The 19,362-nt window shown below is 61.0% G+C and carries 17 protein-coding genes; 7 read left to right on the forward strand and 10 right to left on the reverse strand.

Annotated elements, in window-relative coordinates:
- Nucleotides 1–8: 8 nt before the first annotated feature.
- Both lolB and BM062_RS06535 read right to left on the reverse strand, forming a co-directional pair.
- Nucleotides 9–689 (reverse strand): lipoprotein insertase outer membrane protein LolB, encoded by a 681-nt coding sequence (gene lolB, locus BM062_RS06530; protein ID WP_092394874.1) that lies wholly within the window; start codon nucleotides 687–689, stop codon nucleotides 9–11.
- The gene (locus tag BM062_RS06535; RefSeq protein WP_175500907.1) at nucleotides 686–2,494 is read right to left on the reverse strand and encodes a tetratricopeptide repeat protein; all 1,809 of its coding nucleotides are present in this window, start codon (nucleotides 2,492–2,494) and stop codon (nucleotides 686–688) included. Before BM062_RS06535 ends, lolB begins: the two co-directional genes overlap by 4 nt.
- 147 nt (nucleotides 2,495–2,641) lie before the next feature.
- Between BM062_RS06535 and mutM the strand changes: the two genes are divergently transcribed.
- The 3 genes from mutM to mutY are packed head-to-tail and all read left to right on the forward strand — an operon-like array spanning nucleotide 2,642 to nucleotide 6,646.
- Nucleotides 2,642–3,463, forward strand: coding sequence for a bifunctional DNA-formamidopyrimidine glycosylase/DNA-(apurinic or apyrimidinic site) lyase (gene mutM, locus BM062_RS06540; RefSeq protein ID WP_092394880.1), 822 nt, complete (start codon nucleotides 2,642–2,644; stop codon nucleotides 3,461–3,463).
- 28 nt (nucleotides 3,464–3,491) lie between these two features.
- Complete coding sequence (locus BM062_RS06545) at nucleotides 3,492–5,465, forward strand: dynamin family protein (RefSeq protein ID WP_254784961.1); 1,974 nt, start codon at nucleotides 3,492–3,494, stop codon at nucleotides 5,463–5,465.
- Between the two features lie 56 nt (nucleotides 5,466–5,521).
- Nucleotides 5,522–6,646, forward strand: coding sequence for an A/G-specific adenine glycosylase (mutY, locus tag BM062_RS06550; protein WP_371326552.1), 1,125 nt, complete (start codon nucleotides 5,522–5,524; stop codon nucleotides 6,644–6,646).
- Between the two features lie 9 nt (nucleotides 6,647–6,655).
- Here mutY and BM062_RS06555 read toward each other — a convergent pair whose 3' ends face one another.
- The 7 genes from BM062_RS06555 to ilvA all read right to left on the reverse strand — a co-directional run bounded on the left by BM062_RS06555 (nucleotide 6,656) and on the right by ilvA (nucleotide 13,343).
- Nucleotides 6,656–7,282, reverse strand: a complete 627-nt coding sequence (locus BM062_RS06555) for an LON peptidase substrate-binding domain-containing protein (protein WP_092394883.1) — start codon at nucleotides 7,280–7,282, stop codon at nucleotides 6,656–6,658.
- A 60-nt stretch (nucleotides 7,283–7,342) separates the two neighbouring features.
- Nucleotides 7,343–8,224, reverse strand: a complete 882-nt coding sequence (gene rapZ, locus BM062_RS06560) for an RNase adapter RapZ (RefSeq protein WP_092394886.1) — start codon at nucleotides 8,222–8,224, stop codon at nucleotides 7,343–7,345.
- Between the two features lie 57 nt (nucleotides 8,225–8,281).
- Nucleotides 8,282–9,229: an HPr(Ser) kinase/phosphatase gene (gene hprK / locus BM062_RS06565; RefSeq protein WP_014004611.1), complete on the reverse strand. Its 948-nt coding sequence runs from the start codon at nucleotides 9,227–9,229 to the stop codon at nucleotides 8,282–8,284.
- A 73-nt stretch (nucleotides 9,230–9,302) separates the two neighbouring features.
- Nucleotides 9,303–9,779 (reverse strand): PTS sugar transporter subunit IIA, encoded by a 477-nt coding sequence (locus BM062_RS06570; protein ID WP_092394889.1) that lies wholly within the window; start codon nucleotides 9,777–9,779, stop codon nucleotides 9,303–9,305.
- Nucleotides 9,780–10,062: 283 nt separating this feature from the next.
- Complete coding sequence (locus tag BM062_RS06575) at nucleotides 10,063–10,674, reverse strand: hypothetical protein (protein ID WP_092394891.1); 612 nt, start codon at nucleotides 10,672–10,674, stop codon at nucleotides 10,063–10,065.
- A 134-nt stretch (nucleotides 10,675–10,808) separates the two neighbouring features.
- Nucleotides 10,809–11,648 carry an NADPH-dependent 7-cyano-7-deazaguanine reductase QueF gene (gene queF / locus BM062_RS06580; protein WP_092394894.1) on the reverse strand — a complete coding sequence of 280 codons (840 nt, stop codon included), beginning with the start codon at nucleotides 11,646–11,648 and terminating at the stop codon, nucleotides 10,809–10,811.
- Between the two features lie 99 nt (nucleotides 11,649–11,747).
- Nucleotides 11,748–13,343, reverse strand: a complete 1,596-nt coding sequence (ilvA, locus tag BM062_RS06585) for a threonine ammonia-lyase, biosynthetic (protein WP_256381566.1) — start codon at nucleotides 13,341–13,343, stop codon at nucleotides 11,748–11,750.
- Between the two features lie 97 nt (nucleotides 13,344–13,440).
- Between ilvA and BM062_RS06590 the strand changes: the two genes are divergently transcribed.
- Nucleotides 13,441–13,932 (forward strand): YqaA family protein, encoded by a 492-nt coding sequence (locus BM062_RS06590; RefSeq protein WP_092394900.1) that lies wholly within the window; start codon nucleotides 13,441–13,443, stop codon nucleotides 13,930–13,932.
- A 56-nt stretch (nucleotides 13,933–13,988) separates the two neighbouring features.
- Here the strand turns inward: BM062_RS06590 and BM062_RS25520 are convergent, their stop codons facing one another.
- Nucleotides 13,989–14,138 carry a hypothetical protein gene (locus BM062_RS25520; protein WP_175500908.1) on the reverse strand — a complete coding sequence of 50 codons (150 nt, stop codon included), beginning with the start codon at nucleotides 14,136–14,138 and terminating at the stop codon, nucleotides 13,989–13,991.
- A 308-nt stretch (nucleotides 14,139–14,446) separates the two neighbouring features.
- Here BM062_RS25520 and BM062_RS06595 point away from each other — a divergent pair, with 308 nt between their 5' ends.
- From BM062_RS06595 to BM062_RS06605, 3 genes are read left to right on the forward strand one after another with little or no spacing between them, the layout of a single operon-like run.
- Complete coding sequence (locus BM062_RS06595; RefSeq protein WP_092394902.1) at nucleotides 14,447–18,454, forward strand: DUF3683 domain-containing protein; 4,008 nt, start codon at nucleotides 14,447–14,449, stop codon at nucleotides 18,452–18,454.
- A gap of 2 nt (nucleotides 18,455–18,456) precedes the next feature.
- Nucleotides 18,457–18,885, forward strand: coding sequence for an HIT family protein (locus tag BM062_RS06600; protein WP_092394905.1), 429 nt, complete (start codon nucleotides 18,457–18,459; stop codon nucleotides 18,883–18,885).
- Between the two features lie 21 nt (nucleotides 18,886–18,906).
- Complete coding sequence (locus tag BM062_RS06605; protein WP_092394908.1) at nucleotides 18,907–19,338, forward strand: gamma-butyrobetaine hydroxylase family protein; 432 nt, start codon at nucleotides 18,907–18,909, stop codon at nucleotides 19,336–19,338.
- Nucleotides 19,339–19,362: the final 24 nt, after the last annotated feature.

Raw genomic sequence — 19,362 nt, forward strand, 5'->3', positions numbered from 1 at the left:
TGCGGGTTTCAGTGTGGTTGGCGGCTGTCGATGACGATGCGGATTGCAACTTCGCCGGCTTGTGCGGTATTGCGGGCCAGGTCTATCCGTTTCGGATAACTTTCGGCGCCGTTGTCCTGGGCTTGCCAGTTGGTGTACTGGATCAGCCATTTGTCGGCGGTGGTGACGCTGAAGCCGTCATCCGCGGCCGCGGACGGCGCGGCGCTGAAGCGCTGGCCGGCGGCGTTCTGGCCGAAACCCTGCAGCCAGTCGCGCAGGCCGGCGATCGGCAGGGGCCAGCCCAGGGCTTGCACCGTCAGGGCGTCGACATCGCCGGCGCTGCGCGCAGGCTGGCCGCTTTGCTTGAGGGTCGCCTGGTCAGCCGCGATGTTGATGGTGGCCAGGGTCTGTCCCAGCGGCGAGAGCAGGGTGATCACGGTTTCCTGCCTGCCTTGGGCCCAGGTGAAGCTGCCGTGCATGGCTTGTTCCTTGCCGTCTTGCTGATAGCGGATCGACAAGCGGCCGCTGACATCGATGGCCTGGTGGTATTGCCGCGCCGCGCCGCTGGCTGCGGTAGCAGCCGGCGCGGACGATTGCGACAGCGTGCTGCAGCCGCTCAGCGCCATGGCAGCCACCGCCGCGGCCAGCAGCGCGCCGCGCCGGATCGCCGGCAATACCTGCCAAGCGTTCTTGCCAGGCGCCCGCATCATAATCTGGCGCCCAGCCGCGCCAGGGTGTTTTTCAGGGCGTCGTTCTGCGGATCTTTCTGCTGCACTTCGCGCCACAGTTTTTGCGCATCGGTTTTTTGTCCCTTGACCCACAGGACTTCACCGAGGTGCACGGCGATTTCCGGATCGGGCATCAAGCTGTAGGCGGTGCGCAGCCGGGTCTCGGCTTCGCCCAGGTTGCCCAGGCGGTATTGCACCCAGCCCATGCTGTCGACGATGAACGGGTCCTGCGGCGCCAGCGTCAGCGCTTTCTGGATCAGCGTCAGCGCTTCCGGCAAGCGGATATTGCGGTCGGCCAGCGAGTAGCCGAGGGCGTTGTACGCCTGCTGGTTTTCCGGCGCCAGCGCGATCAGTTTGCGCAGCGCGGTTTCCATGGTGCCCAGGTTATTCAGTTTTTCTGCCGCCATGGCGTAGTCGTACAGCAGGTCGGGGTTGTCGGGCTGCGCCTTGAGCGCGGTTTCCAGGACCTTGAACGCTTCCTGCGGACGGTTGGCGTCGCGCAGCAATTGGGCTTCCACCTGGGTTACCTGGGTTTTCTCGCGTTCGCCGTTGGTGTCGATCTCTGCCAGCACGCGCCGTGCGCCGTCGAGGTCGCCGCGTTTGGACAGCAGCTGGGCGCGGCGCAGCTGGGCGTCCAGGTAGGCGTCGCCCGGTTCGACCTGCGCCAGCCATTTCAATGCGGTGTCGGTGTCATTCCGGTCTGCCGCAATCTGCGCCAGGATCAGCAGCGCCTGGGTGCTGTCGCGCGCTTCGTCCGGATGCTTGGCCAGCTGGTCGATATAGCTGACCAGGTAGCGTTCGGCAGCTTTGGTATCACCGATTTGTGCATTCAGCAGGCCCAGCGCGAGCAGGGTGGTGGCGTCCTGCTTGTCGCTCTTGAGCAGGATTTCAAATTGGCTGCGGGCTTTTTCGTATTGCTTCTGGTCGATCAGGGTGCGCGCATAGGCCACCCGCACTTCACGCGAGCCGGGATATTTCTTGAGGAAATCGGTGAGGATGCGTTCGACCTCGGTATTGTCCCCCGCGACTTGCGCGCTGGTCAGGATCGCCAGTTCAGAGTCGGGTTTCAGGTTCAGCGCAATTTTCGCTTCTTCCTGGGCGCGGGTGCTGTTGCCTATGCTGAACGCTTCCTGCGCCAGCGCCAGATGCGCTTCCGGCATCGCCGTGTAAGGCGTGACCAGCTGCTCGAGCAGGGCGAACGCGCCGGCCTTGTCCTGCGCCCGCGCCAGCAGGCGCTGGATCTGCAGCATCATGACGCCGCGCGCTTGCGGCGGCGCATCTTGCAGGCGCTTTTCGAGGATCGGCTTGGCTTCCGCCAGGTTGTTGCTGAGCATGATGAAGCCGAGGTAATACTGGGTCGCCTCTTCGGAATCGGGAGCCAGTTCACGCCACAGGCGGATGGCCACCAGCGCTTCGCTGGCCTGTTTTGCGCTCAGCGCCATTTCCGCCGCGCGTCGGGCCAGGCGCGGATCGCGCGTCTGCTGGGCGGCTCCCAGCAGGGTGACGTATGCGGATTGCCAGTTGCCGCGCTGGAAAGCGATTTCGGAGCTGAGTACCTTGAACAGGATTTCCTTGGTCAGCGGCACCGCCGGCAGATGTTCTTCCGGCGGTTTGACCGGCGTTGCCCTGGTTGCCAGCTTGCGGCTTGCGATCTGCTCGGGACTTGCTGCAGGAGTAGCCGCAGGCGGCGTGCTGGCAGCAGGATTTGTGGCGTCGTTGCCCGGCGTTACACCGGCGCAAGCCGACAGCAAGGTAGAGAGCGTTACAATGGCAAGGGTTTTTTTCAAGGGATATGTCCTGGCATTCAAAGGTAAGCTTGATTTTACGCCCAACCAGAGAGCAGCGCGCAGCGGCCGCCCCTGGATTTGTTTCAAAAAGTTTATAGCCGATTATGCCATTTCATTCCGGACGCGCTTTTCCAACGATGCCTGACGATGCCAGAATTACCTGAAGTAGAAGTCACCCGCCGCGGCGTCGCGCCGCATCTCGACGGCCGCGTGGTGACTGCCGTCACCTTTCGCCACCGCGGCTTGCGCTGGCCGTTTCCGCTAGACCTGCCGGCGCTGCTGGTCGGCCGCAAGGTGCGCGGCACCGGCCGCCGCGGCAAATACCTGCTGCTGCGTTTCGACCATGGCACCGTGATCATCCACCTGGGCATGTCGGGCCACCTGCGGATCCTGGAGCTCGGCGTTGAGCCGCAAAAACACGACCATTTCGACCTGGTGGTCGGCCGCCAGCTGCTGCGGCTGACCGATCCGCGCCGTTTCGGCGCGGTGCTCTGGCATGCCGACGCCGACGGGCCGGTGGAGCAGCATGTGCTGCTGGCCGGGCTGGGGCTGGAGCCGCTGGAAGATGTTTTTTCGGCGCAGATCCTGTTTCAAAAGACCCGCAACCGCAGCGCGCCGATCAAGCAAGTGCTGCTGGCCGGCGATATCGTGGTCGGGGTAGGCAATATCTATGCGTCGGAAAGCCTGTTCCGCGCCGGCATCAATCCCAAAACGCAGGCTCACCGCATCAGCCTGGCACGCTACGAACGGCTGGTTGATGCCATTCGGATAATCTTAGCGGCCGCAATTGACAAGGGCGGCAGCACTTTACGTGATTTTATTGGGGCTGATGGGCAATCCGGTTACTTCCAACAGAGTTATTTCGTCTATGATCGTGCTGGGTTGCCTTGTAGAAATTGCGGCACCCTGATTACGCAGATCAAACAAGGGCAGCGTTCGACGTTTTATTGCAAAAAATGTCAAAAATAAATATCAGAGAACATAGGCGAGAGAGATAGTGAGCAATCTAGTCCAAAAATTCCAGGAATACAGTGAATGGCGCACCGGCGTGGCCAGTGCATTACGGCGTTACCAGACATGGGCCAGCGCCTCGAAATTGTCGGACGTGGCCAGCGAACAGCGTATCGGCCGAGCCTTGGCGCGCCTCACCGACGACAAATTGTCGATCGCATTCGTGGCGGAATTTTCGCGCGGCAAGTCAGAACTGATCAACGCCATCTTTTTCGCCGACTACGGCCAGCGCATCCTGCCGTCCGCCGCCGGCCGCACTACCATGTGCCCGACCGAGCTGCTGTATGACGCGTCTTTCCCGTCATGCATCCGCCTGCTGCCGATAGAAACCCGGGCCGAATCGCAGTCGACCAGCGATTACAAGGGCGCGCACCACGTCTGGACCGTGTTGCCGCTGGATATATCCTCCACCGACGGCATGCTGGAAGCATTCAAGCAGGTCAGCCTGACCAAATGGGTGCCGGTGGAAGAGGCCAAACGCTACGGCCTGTATGACGAAGACGATCCCGACGCGGCCCTGGCGGTCGACGTGCTGGGGCGGGTCGAGATTTCCCAATGGCGCCATGCCATCGTCAACTTTCCGCATCCCTTGCTGAAAGAAGGGCTGGTGATCATCGATACGCCGGGCCTGAACGCGATCGGCACCGAGCCGGAGCTGACGCTCAACCTGATTCCCAACGCCCATGCGGTGCTGTTCATCCTGGCGGCGGACACCGGCGTCACCAAGAGCGACATCGATGTCTGGCGCCATCACATCGGCAGCGGCGCCGGCCGCATGGTGGTGCTGAACAAGATCGACAGCATGTGGGACGAGCTGCGCTCGCCGTTCGAGGTCGAGCAGCAGATCAGCAGGCAGGTGTCGAGCGTGGCGCAGACGCTGGGCCTGGCGGAGGCGCAGGTATACCCGGTATCGGCCCAGAAGGGCCTGGTCGGCAAGATCAACGGCGAGCCGGACCTGCTGAGGAAAAGCCGCTTGCCGGCTTTGGAAAATGCCCTGTCGCGCGAGCTTATCCCGGCCAAGCGCGACATCATCCGCTCGCAGCTGATCGGCGATATCCATGACCTGACGGTCACCAAGCAAGCCCTGATGTCGGCGCACATCCGCAGCGTGGTCGAGCAGCTGCTGGAATTGAAGAGCCTGCGCGGCAAGAACACTTCCATCATCAGCCACATGATGAAACGGATCGACATCGAGAAAAAGGAATTCGACGAAAGCCTGCTGAAGCTGCAAGGCACGCGCATGGTGTTCGCGCGGCTGTCGGCCGGCGTCTTCACCACGCTCGGCATGGGCTTGCTGAAAGAAGAAATCCGCAAGACGCGCGAGACCATGGAAGGCAGCATGTTCACCGCCGGCTTCCGCCACGCGGTCAAGGAATTTTTCGACAAGGCGCAGGAAAACCTGATGCTGTCGGGCCAGAAGACCGATGAAATTTCGGAAATGATGACCATCATGTACCGCAAATTCTCGACCGAGCACGGGCTGGCCTTGTCGACGCCCATGGCATTTTCGCTGGACAAGTACCGCAATGAGATCAAGGTGATCGAGACCGCCTATCATCGCCAGTTCGGCACGGTGACGCTGGTCAAGACCAGCCAGGTAGTGCTGATGCAGAAGTTCTTCGATTCGATCGCCTCGCGCGTCAAGCAGAGTTTCCTGCAAGCCAACCGCGACGTCGATGCCTGGCTCAAGGTGGTGATGGCGCCGCTGGAAGAGCAGATCCGCGCCCACAAGTCGCAGCTCAAGCAGCGCACCGATTCGATCGAGCGGGTGCATGTGGCGATCGATAGCCTGGAAGAAAAAATCCAGTCGGTGGAGATGCTGCAGAACGAATTGACGGCGCAAAGAAACACGCTGGTGGCGCTGGAAACGGATTTGAGGAATGCGCTGGGAAGTGAGAGCTATGCCGGGACAGAGTTCAATAGCCACCGAAACGTGGCGAATTACTCTGTACCCATCTGATCAGATGGGTAGTTTGAAGCACGTACATGTCGTTATAAAACCGCAGTGAGACAGAGTTGAAAATTATTTGCAGCACCGCGAACGACCTCGCATCAGCTGAATTTGCCGATCCGTCATTTTCCGCCGCGGTGATTGCGTGGCAGAAGCAGCACGGCCGCCACGCATTGCCCTGGCAGCAGACGCGCGATGCCTATCGCGTCTGGCTGTCGGAAATCATGCTGCAGCAGACCCAGGTGGCCGCGGTGATTCCTTACTACCAGCGTTTCCTGGCCAGCTTTCCCGACGTGCAGGCGCTGGCAGCGGCGCCTAGCGAAGAGGTGATGGCGCATTGGAGCGGCCTGGGTTATTACACCCGGGCGCGCAACCTGCATCGCTGCGCGCAGCAGGTGGTGGCTGAGCATGGCGGGATATTTCCGCGCGATCCGCTGCTGCTGCAAGAGCTGCCTGGCATCGGCCGTTCCACCGCAGCCGCCATTGCCGCATTCTCCTACGGCGTGCAGGCTGCGATTTTGGACGGCAACGTCAAGCGTGTGTTCTCCCGGGTGTTCGGCATCGACGGTTATCCCGGCGCCAAGCCGATCGAAGATGCGATGTGGCGCCGTGCCGTGGCCTTGTTGCCGGAGCAGGGCGTGGAATCGTATACCCAGGGCCTGATGGACTTGGGGGCGACGCTCTGCACGCGCAGCAAACCTTCCTGCCAGGCCTGTCCGCTGGCGCAGCGCTGCGTCGCCCAGGCAACCGACCGGGTCAGCCAGCTGCCGGTGCGCAAACCGAAAAAAGCGATTCCCGAAAAACATACCGGCATGCTGGTGATCGTCGACCGGCGCCAGGTCCTGCTGGAGCAGCGTCCCGACAGCGGCATCTGGGGCGGCTTGCTGTCGTTGCCGGAAATTGCGCCGGGGCTTGCCTCGAAAGACGATTTCGACGCCGCGCTCAATCGCGCCACCGCAGCCTTCGGCCCGGTGGCATCGTGCGAACCGCTGCAGCCGTTTACCCACGTCTTCACGCATTTCAAATTGCAGATAGCGCCGTTCCAGATCGCCCTTGAACATCGGCTGGATGGCGTCGCCCATGCCAACCATGTCTGGTATCCGGCTGACAAGCTGGCCGGCGCGCCGTTGCCGGCGCCGGTCAAGAAGCTGCTGCTGGAAGTTTTTCGCGAAGCGGACTTGTTTGCCTGAAGCGGCTTGTCAGATGATGTGGTGTTGCCGCAGATATTGATGGACTATGCCGAGCCGCTCGCGGCCGTCGGTCAGTTCGAGCAGCTTCTGGCGCGCTTTCAAGGGAATCGGCAGGATTTCGCACCAGCGGTTGGCGACCCAGCCGGCATTGTCGAATTGCAGCGGCAAGGCAAACGGGCTGGCGAAATTCTCTCCATGCGCGGCGCGGCCTTTCTTGTTGATATCGTCGATCACCAGCTTCAAGGTGCTGGCGCATTGCAGATGGGCTTCGTCAGGCAGCGTCGCCGCGTCGGAGTCGATCAGCGTTACCTGCGCTTCCAGGCGCTGGTCGGACAATACGCGCTGCTGCACGATCCGGAAACGCTGGCTGCCCTCGGTGCGCAGCATCATCACGCCCAGGTCTTGCATGTCCCATTCGATGATCCTGGTCAGGCAGCCGACGCTTTCCGGCTCGGCGGCATTGCCGACTTCCTGTCCTGACTTGATCAGCACCACGCCGAACGGCTGCTCCAGCCGCATGCATTCGCGCAGCATGTCGAGGTAGCGTGTTTCAAATACCTTGAGCGGCAGGACGCCGCCGGGAAACAGCACCGCGTTGAGCGGGAACAGCGGTATCCAGGAATTATTTTCGGGCATAGGTTGTGACGTCGACTGCGGAGAGAGAGTGAACTGCGTTGCGGGGGGCTGCGCAGCCGGCTAATTGTCGCCGGCGCGCCTGGCCAGTTCGCGATGGCGCCGCACCACGCGTTCGGATACCTGGAAATATTCCGCCAGCCGCTCCACCATGTAGACCGAGCGATGCTGGCCGCCGGTGCAGCCGATGGCTACCGTCAGGTAGCTGCGGTTGTCATCCTTGAACGACGGCAGCCATTTTTCGACAAAATTGCGGATGTCGTTGAGCAGGTCGCCTACTTTCGGCAAGTCTTCCAGGAACGCGATCACCGGCTGGTCGCAGCCTGTCAGCGGCCGCAGTTTCACGTCGTAATGCGGATTCGGCAGCATGCGCACGTCGAACACCAGGTCGGCGTCCAGCGGCACGCCGCGCTTGAAGGCGAACGATTCGAACAGCAGGATCAGCGGCGCCGGTTCGGTATAGACCAGCTCCTTGATCCAGCTGCGCAAGCGGTTGGCGCTCATGTTCGAAGTATCGATGGTGTGGGCGATGCTCTCGATCCCGGCCAGCATCTCGCGTTCATTCAGGATGCACTCGGTCAGGGTCAGGCGGTCGGCCGGATTCTGGCCGGGACGCAGGCGGTGCGACAGCGGATGGCTGCGGCGGGTCTCGGAGAAGCGGGCGATCAGCGATTCGGTCTGGGCGGTCAGGAAGAACACCTTGACGTCGTGTCCTTCGGCTTTCAGTTGCCGGATATCCGAGGGCAGGCCGGCCAGCGAGTCGGCGCTGCGGGCGTCGGTGGCTACCGCCAGCATTTGCGCGCCTTCGTCGATGCGGGTGGCGACCAGGTCGCGCAGCAGGATCGGCGGCAGGTTATCGACGCAAAAATAACCGGCGTCTTCGAGCACGCGAAGAGCGACCGATTTACCTGAACCGGAAATACCAGTGATGAGAATTATGCGCATTGCGCAATGATACCGTAACTACGGCAGTCGAGAGCGTGGGCGGCCTGCCCGCTATCTTTAAAGATCGCTGTCGCTGTCCATCGCAATGCGCTGGCGCGCGATGAAATCCTTGAGCGTGTCGATGCCGCGCAGCTGCAGGATGGTGTTGCGCACCGCGGCTTCCAGCAGCACCGCGATGTTGCGGCCGGCGGCTACCGGGATGATGACTTTGCGGATCGCCAGCCCCAGTACTTCCTGGGTATGGGCGTCGAGCGGCAGGCGCTCGTAGTTTTCTTCCAGCGTCGCGCGCCGCACCAGGTGCACGATCAGCTTGAGGCGCATTTTGCGGCGCACCGCGGTTTCGCCGAAGATGGTCTTGATGTCGAGCAGGCCCAGGCCGCGCACTTCCAGCAGGTTCTGCAGCAGGTGCGGACAGCGGCCTTCGATCATGTTCGGCGCGATGCGGGCGAATTCGACCGCATCGTCGGCCACCAGGCCGTGGCTGCGCGAAATCAGTTCCAGCCCCAGCTCGCTTTTGCCGAGCCCGGATTCGCCGGTGATCAGCACGCCGACTCCCAGCACATCCATGAACACGCCATGCATGGTGATCCGTTGCGCCAGTTTTTTCGACAGGTATACCCGCAGGTAATCGATCACCTGCGCAGCCGGCAACGGCGTCGAAAATAGCGGGATGTTCTTTTCATCGCAGATTTCGAGGATGTCCGGCGGCGTCGCCAGGCCCTGCGCGATGATGAAGGCGGGCGGCGCGCCGGCCACCAGTTCAGCGGTCTGGTAGACCCGCGAAGTGGCCGAAAGGCGCTGGTAGTATTCGGTTTCCTGGTGCCCGAAGACCTGGATCCGGCCCGGGTGGATCAGGTTCAGGTGGCCCACCTGGTCGGCGGCCGAAGCGGCATCGCCGGAAATCAGCCGCTCGCCGCCGGGGAAGCCGGCAAACCAGCCCAGCTGCAGCGATTCGCGGTTTTCGTCGTATAGCTGCTGAATCGAGAGGGGCGTGGAAACTGGCATGGTCGGCGTCTGACGTGGTTAGGGGGTTAGATCGCCTGCTGGCGACTCAGACAGGGTGATGTCTTAATCTAAATTATGTCGCATTTTCCGTGCCCATGGGCTGCCAGGCCACGATGTGCGCGTGCACCGAAGCGGGATCGGGATCGCTGCTCAGGATGGAGCGGAAGGCGTCGCTGGAAAACATCTCGGCGATTTCCGACAGGATTTCCAGGTGCTGCTGGGTGACGTTGTCAGGAATCAGCAGGAACACCAGCAAGCGGACCGGTTCGCCATCCGGCGATTCAAACGGAATCGGTTCGGCCAGGCGCACAAAGGCGGCCAGCGGCGCTTTCAATCCCTTGACGCGGCCATGCGGCACGGCGACGCCATGGCCAAGGCCGGTAGAACCCAGGCGTTCGCGCGCAAACAGGTTGTCGGAGACGGTAGAGCGGGCAATGCCGCAATTGTTTTCGAAGAGTAAACCGGCTTGTTCGAAGGCGCGTTTTTTACTGGAGACTTCCAGATCCAGCGCTACATTTTGTGCAGGCAGGATTTTTGCAAGATTAGTCATAATACAAATTGGTATGCGGCACAATACGGGTGGTTGTGTCTAAGTCATTGTAAGCCACCACTAATATGGCCGCAGCACTTCAAAAACATGCCAATCCCGGGCTGGCGCTGCTAGCCGCGATAGCGTGCGGCAGCTGTTGTCATGGTAACGCCTTCCCGATCCTGGCCCGAGTCAGCATAGCCCAGGCTACGGTCTTAATGGCTCCCAACCCGGATTATAGACTTGATTCCGGCCAACAACACCAACTTGCGGTCATGGTCTTGCTGGAGCCGGGCGATGGCTTTTATTTAACTTCAAAGCGCGCAAATATCAGCCAGACGTCGCCGTTGCCTTTGTTCTGCGACAGGCGAGGCACGTAAGATCCCATCAATTTGGCTCCCTTGACGCCCAGCGAGACCACGGGCAAGGCGATCGGGAACGGGAAGCCGCCGAAATAATCCTGGCGGCTCATCATCATGGCGGTATAGCCGGCGCCGACTTCGACCGGCGTCTTGGGGACATTCCAGATCCATTCATAGGCATATCCAGCCATGATCTGCGGCTTGAAATGCGAGTCGCGGATCGCGAACAGGTACAGCGATTCGTCGTTGCCGTCGGCGTTGCGGATGGTGCGGCCGCCGCCCAGGCCCCAGGCCTTTTCATTCAGTTCTTCGATGCGCTCTTTAGTGTAGGTGCGGCGGCCGTGATAGGCGTAGCCCGACAGATACACTTCCATGTCGCCGTTTTCGACGATGTTGTCGAGACGATTCTTGGTCTGCGAGAGAGTTTTGCTGAACCAGCCGGTGGTGTCCGGGGTTTCCTGGGCCTGGGCTGGAGCAGCCACGGTGACCAGTGCTGTAATGCAAGAGATCAAGGCAGTGCGCTTGAGGGTAGTGAAACGAGAAAAAAATGTCATAAGCGAAAGAGTCCTTTTACGGCGAGGTCGTACGGTAGACGTTGATCCTATGGACGTCAATATTCCCGACCAAATTACTACTATTTAGTCACTTGAGTGCTGTTTTTTTGCTACGGTTTGTAACCGAACGTAAATTATTGCCTTGCCTGGCGCCAATTCAACGGTGGCTGCGATGTGGAGAAATTGCTGCGCCAGGGATTGATATCGAGACCACCGCGCCGGGTATAGCGCGCATAGACAGACAGCTTTTGTGGCCGACAGTTGCGCATCAGGTCCATAAATATGCGTTCCACGCATTGTTCGTGGAATTCATTGTGCTCGCGGAAGCTGATCAGGTACTTGAGCAGGCTCTCCTGGTCGATGGCGGCGCCGACGTAATGGATCTGCACGCTGCCCCAGTCCGGCTGGCCGGTGACCAGGCAATTCGATTTCAGCAGGTGCGAGACCAGGGTCTCTTCCACCACTACCTGGTCCGGATCGCTTTTCAGCAGCGACGGATTCGGCTGGTACTCGTCCACTTCGATATCGAGCCGGTCCAGCAGCAAGCCTTGCGGTTCTTGCAGCTTGAGCCCGGAAAAGGCCTCGGCCGTGGCCAGGGCGACATGCACCGGTGCGCCGAAACCGGCCGATATGTCAGTGCGCAGCAGCTGCAGCAGCGCGTCCTTGTCCGCCAGCCTGGTCTGGTTGAAGGAATTCAGGTACAGCTTGAACGACTTCGATTCGATGATGTTGGGGGAATCTGCCGGTACCGTGAAAGTGGCGATCGCCACTTGCGGCTTGCCGCGCAGGTTGAGCCAGGACACCTCGTACGCATTCCAGATATCGACGCCGAAAAACGGCAGCGTGCCGCTGACGCCGATTTCTTCGCGCTTGCCCAGGCGGGCAATCGGGAACAGCAGCGAAGGCTGGTACTGGGTCTGGTAGGCGGCGGGTTTGCCGAGCGGCGAGGCGTCAGGCGTGTTGGGGATAGTCATGGCTTCTGCTTGTGCTTAAAAGCAGTATTTTGCCAGATAAGCTACGGCTCCCCGATATTCGCCGCTTGATGGCGCCTATCGGGAGCATGGCCGGGCGTCTTAGCCGAGGAACAGCTTGTAGACCGGATTGCTGCTTTCATCCCAATAGCGGTAACCCAGGCTGGACAGGAAAGTGCGGAAAATCTTCATCTCTTTTTTCGGCACCTGCAGCCCGACCAGGATGCGGCCGACGTCGCCGCCCTGGCTGCGGTAATGGAACAGGCTGATGTTCCAGTCGGGCGCCATCGAATTGAGGAAGCGCATCAGGGCGCCCGGACGTTCCGGGAACTCGAAGCGGTACAGCAATTCGTTTTCCGCCAGCGGGCTCTTGCCGCCCACCAGGTGCCGCACGTGGACCTTGGCCAGTTCGTCATGGGTCAGGTCAAGCGTGCTGAAGCCGTGTTTCTCGAAATTCCTGGCGATCTGCTTGGCTTCTTCGCCGCTGGTGGTCTGCACGCCGACAAACACGTGCGCGACTTTCTCGTCGCTGATGCGGTAGTTGAATTCGGTGACGTTGCGCGGCCCCACCAGCTCGCAGAAACGGCGGAAGCTGCCGAACTGTTCCGGGATGGTGACGGCGTACACGGCTTCGCGCAGCTGGCCGATGTCGGCCATTTCGGCGACGAAACGCAAGCGGTCGAAATTCATGTTGGCGCCGGAGGCGATCGTCACCAGGGTCTGGTCCTTGACCGGCTTGCGGGTGGCCTTGGCGCGTTCGACATAGGCTTTGGCGCCGGCCACCGCCAGCGCGCCGGACGGTTCCAGGATGCTGCGCGTATCCTGGAATACATCCTTGATCGCGGTGCAGACGGCGTCGGTATCGACCAGGATCACTTCGTCCACATGCAGGCGCGCCAGGCGGAAGGTTTCTTCGCCGACCAGCTTGACCGCGGTGCCGTCGGCGAACAGGCCGACATCCGCCAGGGTGACGCGGCGGCCCGCCTTCAGGCTGCGCGCCATGGCGTCGGAATCGGTGGTCTGGACGCCGATGATCTTGATCTCGGGCCGCACCGCCTTGACATAGGCGGCGATGCCGGCAATCAAACCGCCGCCGCCTATCGGGACGAAGATTGCATGGATGGGCCCGGCGTGCTGGCGCAGGATTTCCATGCCGATGGTGCCTTGGCCGGCGATCACGTGCGGATCGTCGAAAGGATGGACGAAGGTCAGCTTGAGTTTCTTTTCCAGCGTCAGCGCGTGGTTGTAGGCGTCGGTGTAGGAGTCGCCGAACAGAACGACTTCGCCGCCGCGCGCCCGTACTGCGTCGACCTTGACTTGCGGCGTGGTGGTCGGCATCACGATCACGGCTCGGCAGCTGAGCTTGGCCGCCGACAGCGCCAGTCCTTGCGCGTGGTTGCCGGCCGAAGCGCAGATCACGCCGCGCTTGAGCTGGGCCGGGGTCAGGCTGGCCATCTTGTTGTAGGCGCCGCGCAGCTTGAAACTGAACACGCTTTGCACATCCTCGCGCTTGAAATAAATCTGGTTCTCAATACGCTTCGACAGCGTTGGCGCCAGTTCAAGAGGGGTTTCGACCGCGACGTCGTAGACGCGGGCGGTGAGGATCTTCTGCAAATAATCTGTGGTCATGTCGTTGTCAAATTGGGGATGTCGAGCGCGCTCGACAACAGGATCAGGCCGGGGGAAACAGCGGATCATTATAATGGACGGCTTTTAATCGTCACCAGGTTTTGTCGGCCGCATGCCATTTATTCGCGTGCGGCCGGGTCTGCCGTCTTTCTCCGAATAGTTTTCCATGATCGAATCCGCTGTTTTATGGTTGCTCAAGACGCTCGCCGTGCCTACGGTCGGCCTGACTTCCGTCTTCATCATCAGTTTTGTCGCCGCCACCCTGCTGCCGCTGGGTTCCGAGCCGGCCGTGTTTGCCGTGATCAAGGCCAACGGCGCGCTGTTCTGGCCGGTGATCCTGGTCGCGACCGCGGGCAATACGCTAGGCGGCGTGGTGGATTACTGGATGGGTTACGGCGCCAAGCAGGCATTCGCCCGCGAGCGCGGCAGCGGCTGGTTCAACTGGCTGCAGCGTTACGGCGCCAAAACCATGCTGCTGGCCTGGGTGCCGGGCATAGGCGACCCGATCTGCACCCTGGGCGGCTGGCTCAAGCTGCCGTTCTGGCCCTGTGTCGCGTATATGGCGGTCGGCAAGTTCGCGCGCTATGTGTTCGTCGTCTGGCTGCTGATGAACGTGCCGGACGGATTCTGGCGGCAAGTCGCAAGCTGGCTGGCGTGAACCGGAACGAGAGCCGGATCGCCGCCGAGATCGCCGCCGAACTGCGGCGGGTTTGATCAGAGCGCGGAAAGGCCGGCCCAGAACATCGCTGGCGTGATCAGCAGCAAGATCAGGTAGGGCAGCATGCGCAACGGCCATGCGCGCTGGCGCAGCAGGTAGGACATGCCGAAATAGGGATTCCTGCGCGATAAGGAAACGGGTGTCATGGCTTGCCTCCGGGGTACGGTGAATCAGCCCTTGCACTGGCCGTAGTCGGCCAATGTGCAGGAAATGCTGTCGAGGATTTCACTGATGATCTCGCTAAACATGATGGCTCCTGAAAAAATGGGTATGGATGCATTGTAGTTAAAGACTATTAATATATGAAAATTGATTGTTTTTATTGATTTCATTGCATTTGCCTATTCGCAGCCGCTCAATGCCTTGCACTGCACAAATCGGCATCTTGCCCTCGTGACGCAGCGCGATAAGCTAAAATGCAGGTTCAGTAGCCGCAGTCAACTTTCATAGACCAATGAACGCCCCAGTCAAAATCCAGGCATTATTGTCAGACGCGCCACACGGCGCCGCTCCTACGCGCTTGCGCGAGATTCCTTATAACTACACCTCGTTTTCAGACCGCGAGATCGTGATCCGCCTGCTGGGCGAAGCATCCTGGCGCCTGCTCGACGAACTGCGCAGCAAGCGCCAGACCGGCCGTTCCGCCAGGATGCTGTATGAAGTGCTGGGCGACATCTGGGTAGTGCGGCGCAATCCGTATCTGCAAGATGACATGCTGGATAACCCGAAGCGCCGCCAAGCCCTGATTGATGCGTTGCATCACCGGCTCGGCGAAGTCGACAAGCGCCGTATCGTCACCGGCGAGGGCGATGCCGCCGGCGATGAAGAAGCGAAAAAACGCAGCGAGAATGTGGAAGCGCTGCTGGCCGCCGCGCGCAAGGCGATCGCCGCCTTCGCCGACGAATTCCGCCAGACCTACGATCTGCGCAAGCGCGCCAACAAGATCCTGGGGCGCTATACCGCCAAGGACAACATCAAGTTCGACGGCCTGTCGCGCGTATCGCATGTGACCGACGCCACCGACTGGCGCGTCGAATATCCGTTCGTGGTGCTGACGCCCGACAGCGAAGATGAAATGGCCGGCCTGGTCAAGGGCTGCATCGAGCTCGGCCTGACCATCATCCCGCGCGGCGGCGGCACCGGCTACACCGGCGGCGCGATTCCGCTGACGCCGTTGTCGGCAGTCATCAACACCGAAAAACTGGAACAGCTGGGCGCAGTCGAAATGGCCGTCCTGCCAGGACTCGACAAAGAATACGCGACGATCTATTCCGGCGCCGGCGTGGTCACCAAGCGCGTGTCGGACGCCGCCGAAAAAGCCGGTTTCGTGTTCGCGGTCGATCCGACTTCGGCCGAGGCATCCTGCGTTGGCGGCAATATCGCCATGAACGCCGGCGGCAAGAAAGCCGTGCTGTGGGGCACCGCGCTGGATAATCTGGCGAGCTGGCGCATGGTCGATCCGAACGGCGACTGGCTGGACGTGACCCGTCTCGACCACAATTTGGGCAAGATCCATGACACGCCGCTGGCGCGCTTCCAGCTGGAATGGCGCCATCCGGCGGAGAAGGGCCGGCCGAGCGAAAAGCCGTTCAAGACCGAGATCCTGGAAATCGCCGGCCGGGTATTCCGCAAGGAAGGCCTGGGCAAGGACGTGACCGACAAATTCCTGGCGGGTTTGCCGGGAATCCAGAAAGAAGGCTGCGATGGCCTGATCACTTCCGGGCGCTGGATCCTGCACAAGATGCCGAAGCACACGCGCACCGTCTGCCTGGAATTCTTCGGCCAGGCGCGCGATGCGATTCCTTCGATCGTCGAGATCAAGGACTTCCTCGATGCCGAAACCAGGAAGGGTGGCGCCATCCTGGCCGGCCTGGAGCACCTGGACGAGCGTTACCTGCGCGCAGTCGGCTACACCACCAAATCGAAGCGCGGCGTACTGCCGAAGATGGCCTTGTTCGGCGACATCGTCGGCGACGATGAAAACGCGGTGGCGCAAGCGGCGTCGGAAGTGGTGCGCATGGCCAACAACCGGGTCGGCGAGGGTTTCATTGCAGTCAGCCCGGAAGCGCGCAAGAAATTCTGGCTGGACCGCGCCCGCACGGCCGCCATCGCCAAGCATACCAACGCCTTCAAGATCAATGAAGACGTGGTGATTCCGCTCAACCGCATGGGCGAGTACACCGACGGCATCGAACGCATCAATATCGAGCTGTCGGCCAAGAACAAGCTGCAGCTGGTGGATGAATTGCGCGATTTCCTGCTCAAGGGAAATCTGCCGCTGGGCAAGGGCGACGACGCCGACGGCGACGACATTCCCGCTGCCGAAATACTGGAAGACCGCGTGCACCAGGCCGAGCAATTGCTGGTCGAAGTGCAGGCGCGCTGGACTTACCTGCTGGCCAACCTGGACAAGCCGCTCAAGGATGCGAAAGACGAGCTGGCCGCGTTAGGACTGGAAAAACTCGGCCTGGTGTTCGAGCAGCGCCTGCTGCAGCAGCCCAACGCCACCGTGTTCGACGTGGTGCAGGACCGCACCGTGCGCGTGTCCTGGAAACAGGAAGTGCGCGCCTTGCTGCGCCAGATATTCAACGGTGCTTCGTTCAAGCTGATCCTCGACGAGTGCAGCGCGATCCACAAACGGGTCTTGCGCGGCCGCGTGTTCGTGGCCTTGCACATGCATGCCGGCGACGGCAACGTGCATACCAACCTGCCGGTCAATTCCGACCACTATGAAATGCTGCAGGATGCGCACGCCGCGGTGGCGCGCATCATGACCCTGGCGCGTTCGCTGGACGGCGTGATTTCGGGCGAACACGGGATCGGCATCACCAAGCTGGAGTTCCTGACCGAAGACGAGATCAAGGACTTCCGCAGCTACAAGCTGCGGGTCGATCCGGAAGGCCGTTTCAACAAGGGCAAGCTGCTCAACCTGCCGGGTTTCGAAGCCGACCTGAGCAATGCCTACACGCCGTCGTTCGGCCTGATGGGACACGAATCGCTGATCATGCAGCAAAGCGATATCGGCGCCATCGCCAACAGCGTCAAGGATTGCCTGCGCTGCGGCAAATGCAAGCCGGTGTGCGCCACCCACGTGCCGCGCGCCAACCTGCTGTACTCGCCGCGCAACAAGATCCTGGCGACCTCGCTGCTGGTGGAAGCCTTCCTGTACGAAGAGCAGACCCGGCGCGGCATCTCGATCAAGCATTGGGAAGAATTCGAAGACGTGGCCGACCACTGCACGGTCTGCCACAAGTGCGTCACGCCATGCCCGGTCGACATCGATTTCGGCGACGTCTCGATGAACATGCGCAACCTGCTGCGCAAGATGAACAAGAAATCGTTCAATCCCGGCACCACGGCTGCGATGTTCTTCCTGAACGCCACCGATCCGGCCACCATCAACATGACGCGCAAGGTCATGACCGACTGGGGTTTCAAGGCGCAGCGCCTGGGCAACGACATACTGAAGAAATTCGCCAAGAAGCAGACCAAGAAACCGCCTGCCACGGTTGGCAAGGCGCCGATCAAGGAACAGGTGATCCACTTCATCAACAAGAAGATGCCGGGCAACCTGCCGAAGAAGACCGCGCGCGCCTTGCTGGATATCGAAGACGACAAGATCGTGCCTATCATCCGCGATCCGAAGAGCACCACCGCCGATACCGAAGCCGTGTTTTATTTCCCGGGCTGCGGTTCCGAGCGGCTGTTCTCGCAAGTCGGCCTGGCCACGCAAGCGATGCTGTGGCAGGTCGGCGTGCAGACCGTGCTGCCGCCGGGTTACCTGTGCTGCGGTTATCCGCAGCGCGGTTCGGGCGATTTCGACAAGGCGGAAAAGATCATCACCGACAACCGCGTGCTGTTCCACCGCATGGCGAATACCCTGAACTACCTCGACATCAAGACCGTGATCGTTTCCTGCGGCACTTGCTACGACCAGCTGCAGGGCTACCAGTTCGACAAGATCTTCCCGGGTTGCCGCATCATCGATATCCACGAATACCTGCTGGAAAAGAATCTCAAGCTGGAAGGCGTGAGCGGCACGCGCTACATGTACCACGATCCTTGCCACAGCCCGATGAAACTGCAGGACCCGATGAAGACGGTGAACGCGCTCATCACCACCGACAGCGGGACCAAGATCGAGAAGAACGAACGTTGCTGCGGCGAGTCCGGCACCTTCGGCGTGAGCCGTCCGGATGTCTCGACCCAGGTCCGTTTCCGCAAGGAAGAGGAGATGAACAAGGGCGCGGACAAGCTGCGCGCCGACGGTTTCGGCGGCGACGTCAAGATCCTCACTTCCTGCCCGTCTTGCCTGCAAGGGCTGTCGCGCTACAACGATGATTCCGGCACCACAGCAGACTACATCGTGGTCGAGATGGCGCGCCACCTGCTGGGCGAGAACTGGCTGCCGGACTATGTTGCACGCGCCAATAACGGCGGCATCGAACGGATCCTGGTGTGACCATGGCAATGCATTCAGCTGATTGCGAACTGTGCAACGGCGACGGTGGGGAAGTACTCCACTACGCCGAAAAATTCCGCGTGGTGCTGGTCGACGATGCCTCTTATCCAGGTTTTTGCCGTGTCATCTGGAACGATCATGTGAAGGAAATGACCGATCTGCCGGTGGCTGATCGCAGCACATTGATGGCTGCGGTCTGCAAGGTGGAGTCTGCGGTGCGTGCTGTCATGCAGCCGGAAAAAATCAACCTGGCCAGCCTCGGCAACATGACGCCGCATCTGCACTGGCATGTGATTCCACGCTATGTGGACGACGCTCATTTCCCTGGCCCGGTGTGGGCCGAAGCGCAACGGCAGCCATCGCCAGCCACGCTGGAGCAACGGCAGGTGTTGCTGGGCGCATTGCGTTCTGCCGTCTCCGGGCAGTTTTAATCTCATTTACGGGCAACCCCAATGACCGGTTCCAAGCAATCAGCCCCGGCGCCTGCGCCGGTGTCATTCGTAGTGCACAAGCAATCGTGCAAGCTGGAAGTCGCCTTCGACGACGGCGCGGTTTTTTTGCTGCCGTTTGAATTGATGCGCGTGTATTCGCCCTCCGCCGAAGTCAGCGGCCATGGTCCCGGGCAGGAAGTGCTGCAGACCGGCAAGCGCAATGTCGAAATGGCGGCGCTCGACCCGGTCGGCAATTATGCCGTCAAGCCGACGTTTTCCGACGGCCATGTCAGCGGCATCTATACCTGGGCCTACCTGTATAAATTAGGACGGGACCAGGAGGCAATGTGGGAAGACTACCTGCAGCGTCTTGAAGCAGCCGGCCATACCCGGGAATCCGGCCGCGACCTGCCGATGACAGCCAAGGCCGCGGGCGGCCACGGTTGCGCATAAGCTAGCCGGACCCCGTCTCCGCAA

The sequence above is a fragment of the Collimonas sp. OK412 genome (assembly GCF_900112135.1).
In the GTDB taxonomy this organism is placed as follows: domain Bacteria; phylum Pseudomonadota; class Gammaproteobacteria; order Burkholderiales; family Burkholderiaceae_D; genus Collimonas; species Collimonas rhizosphaerae.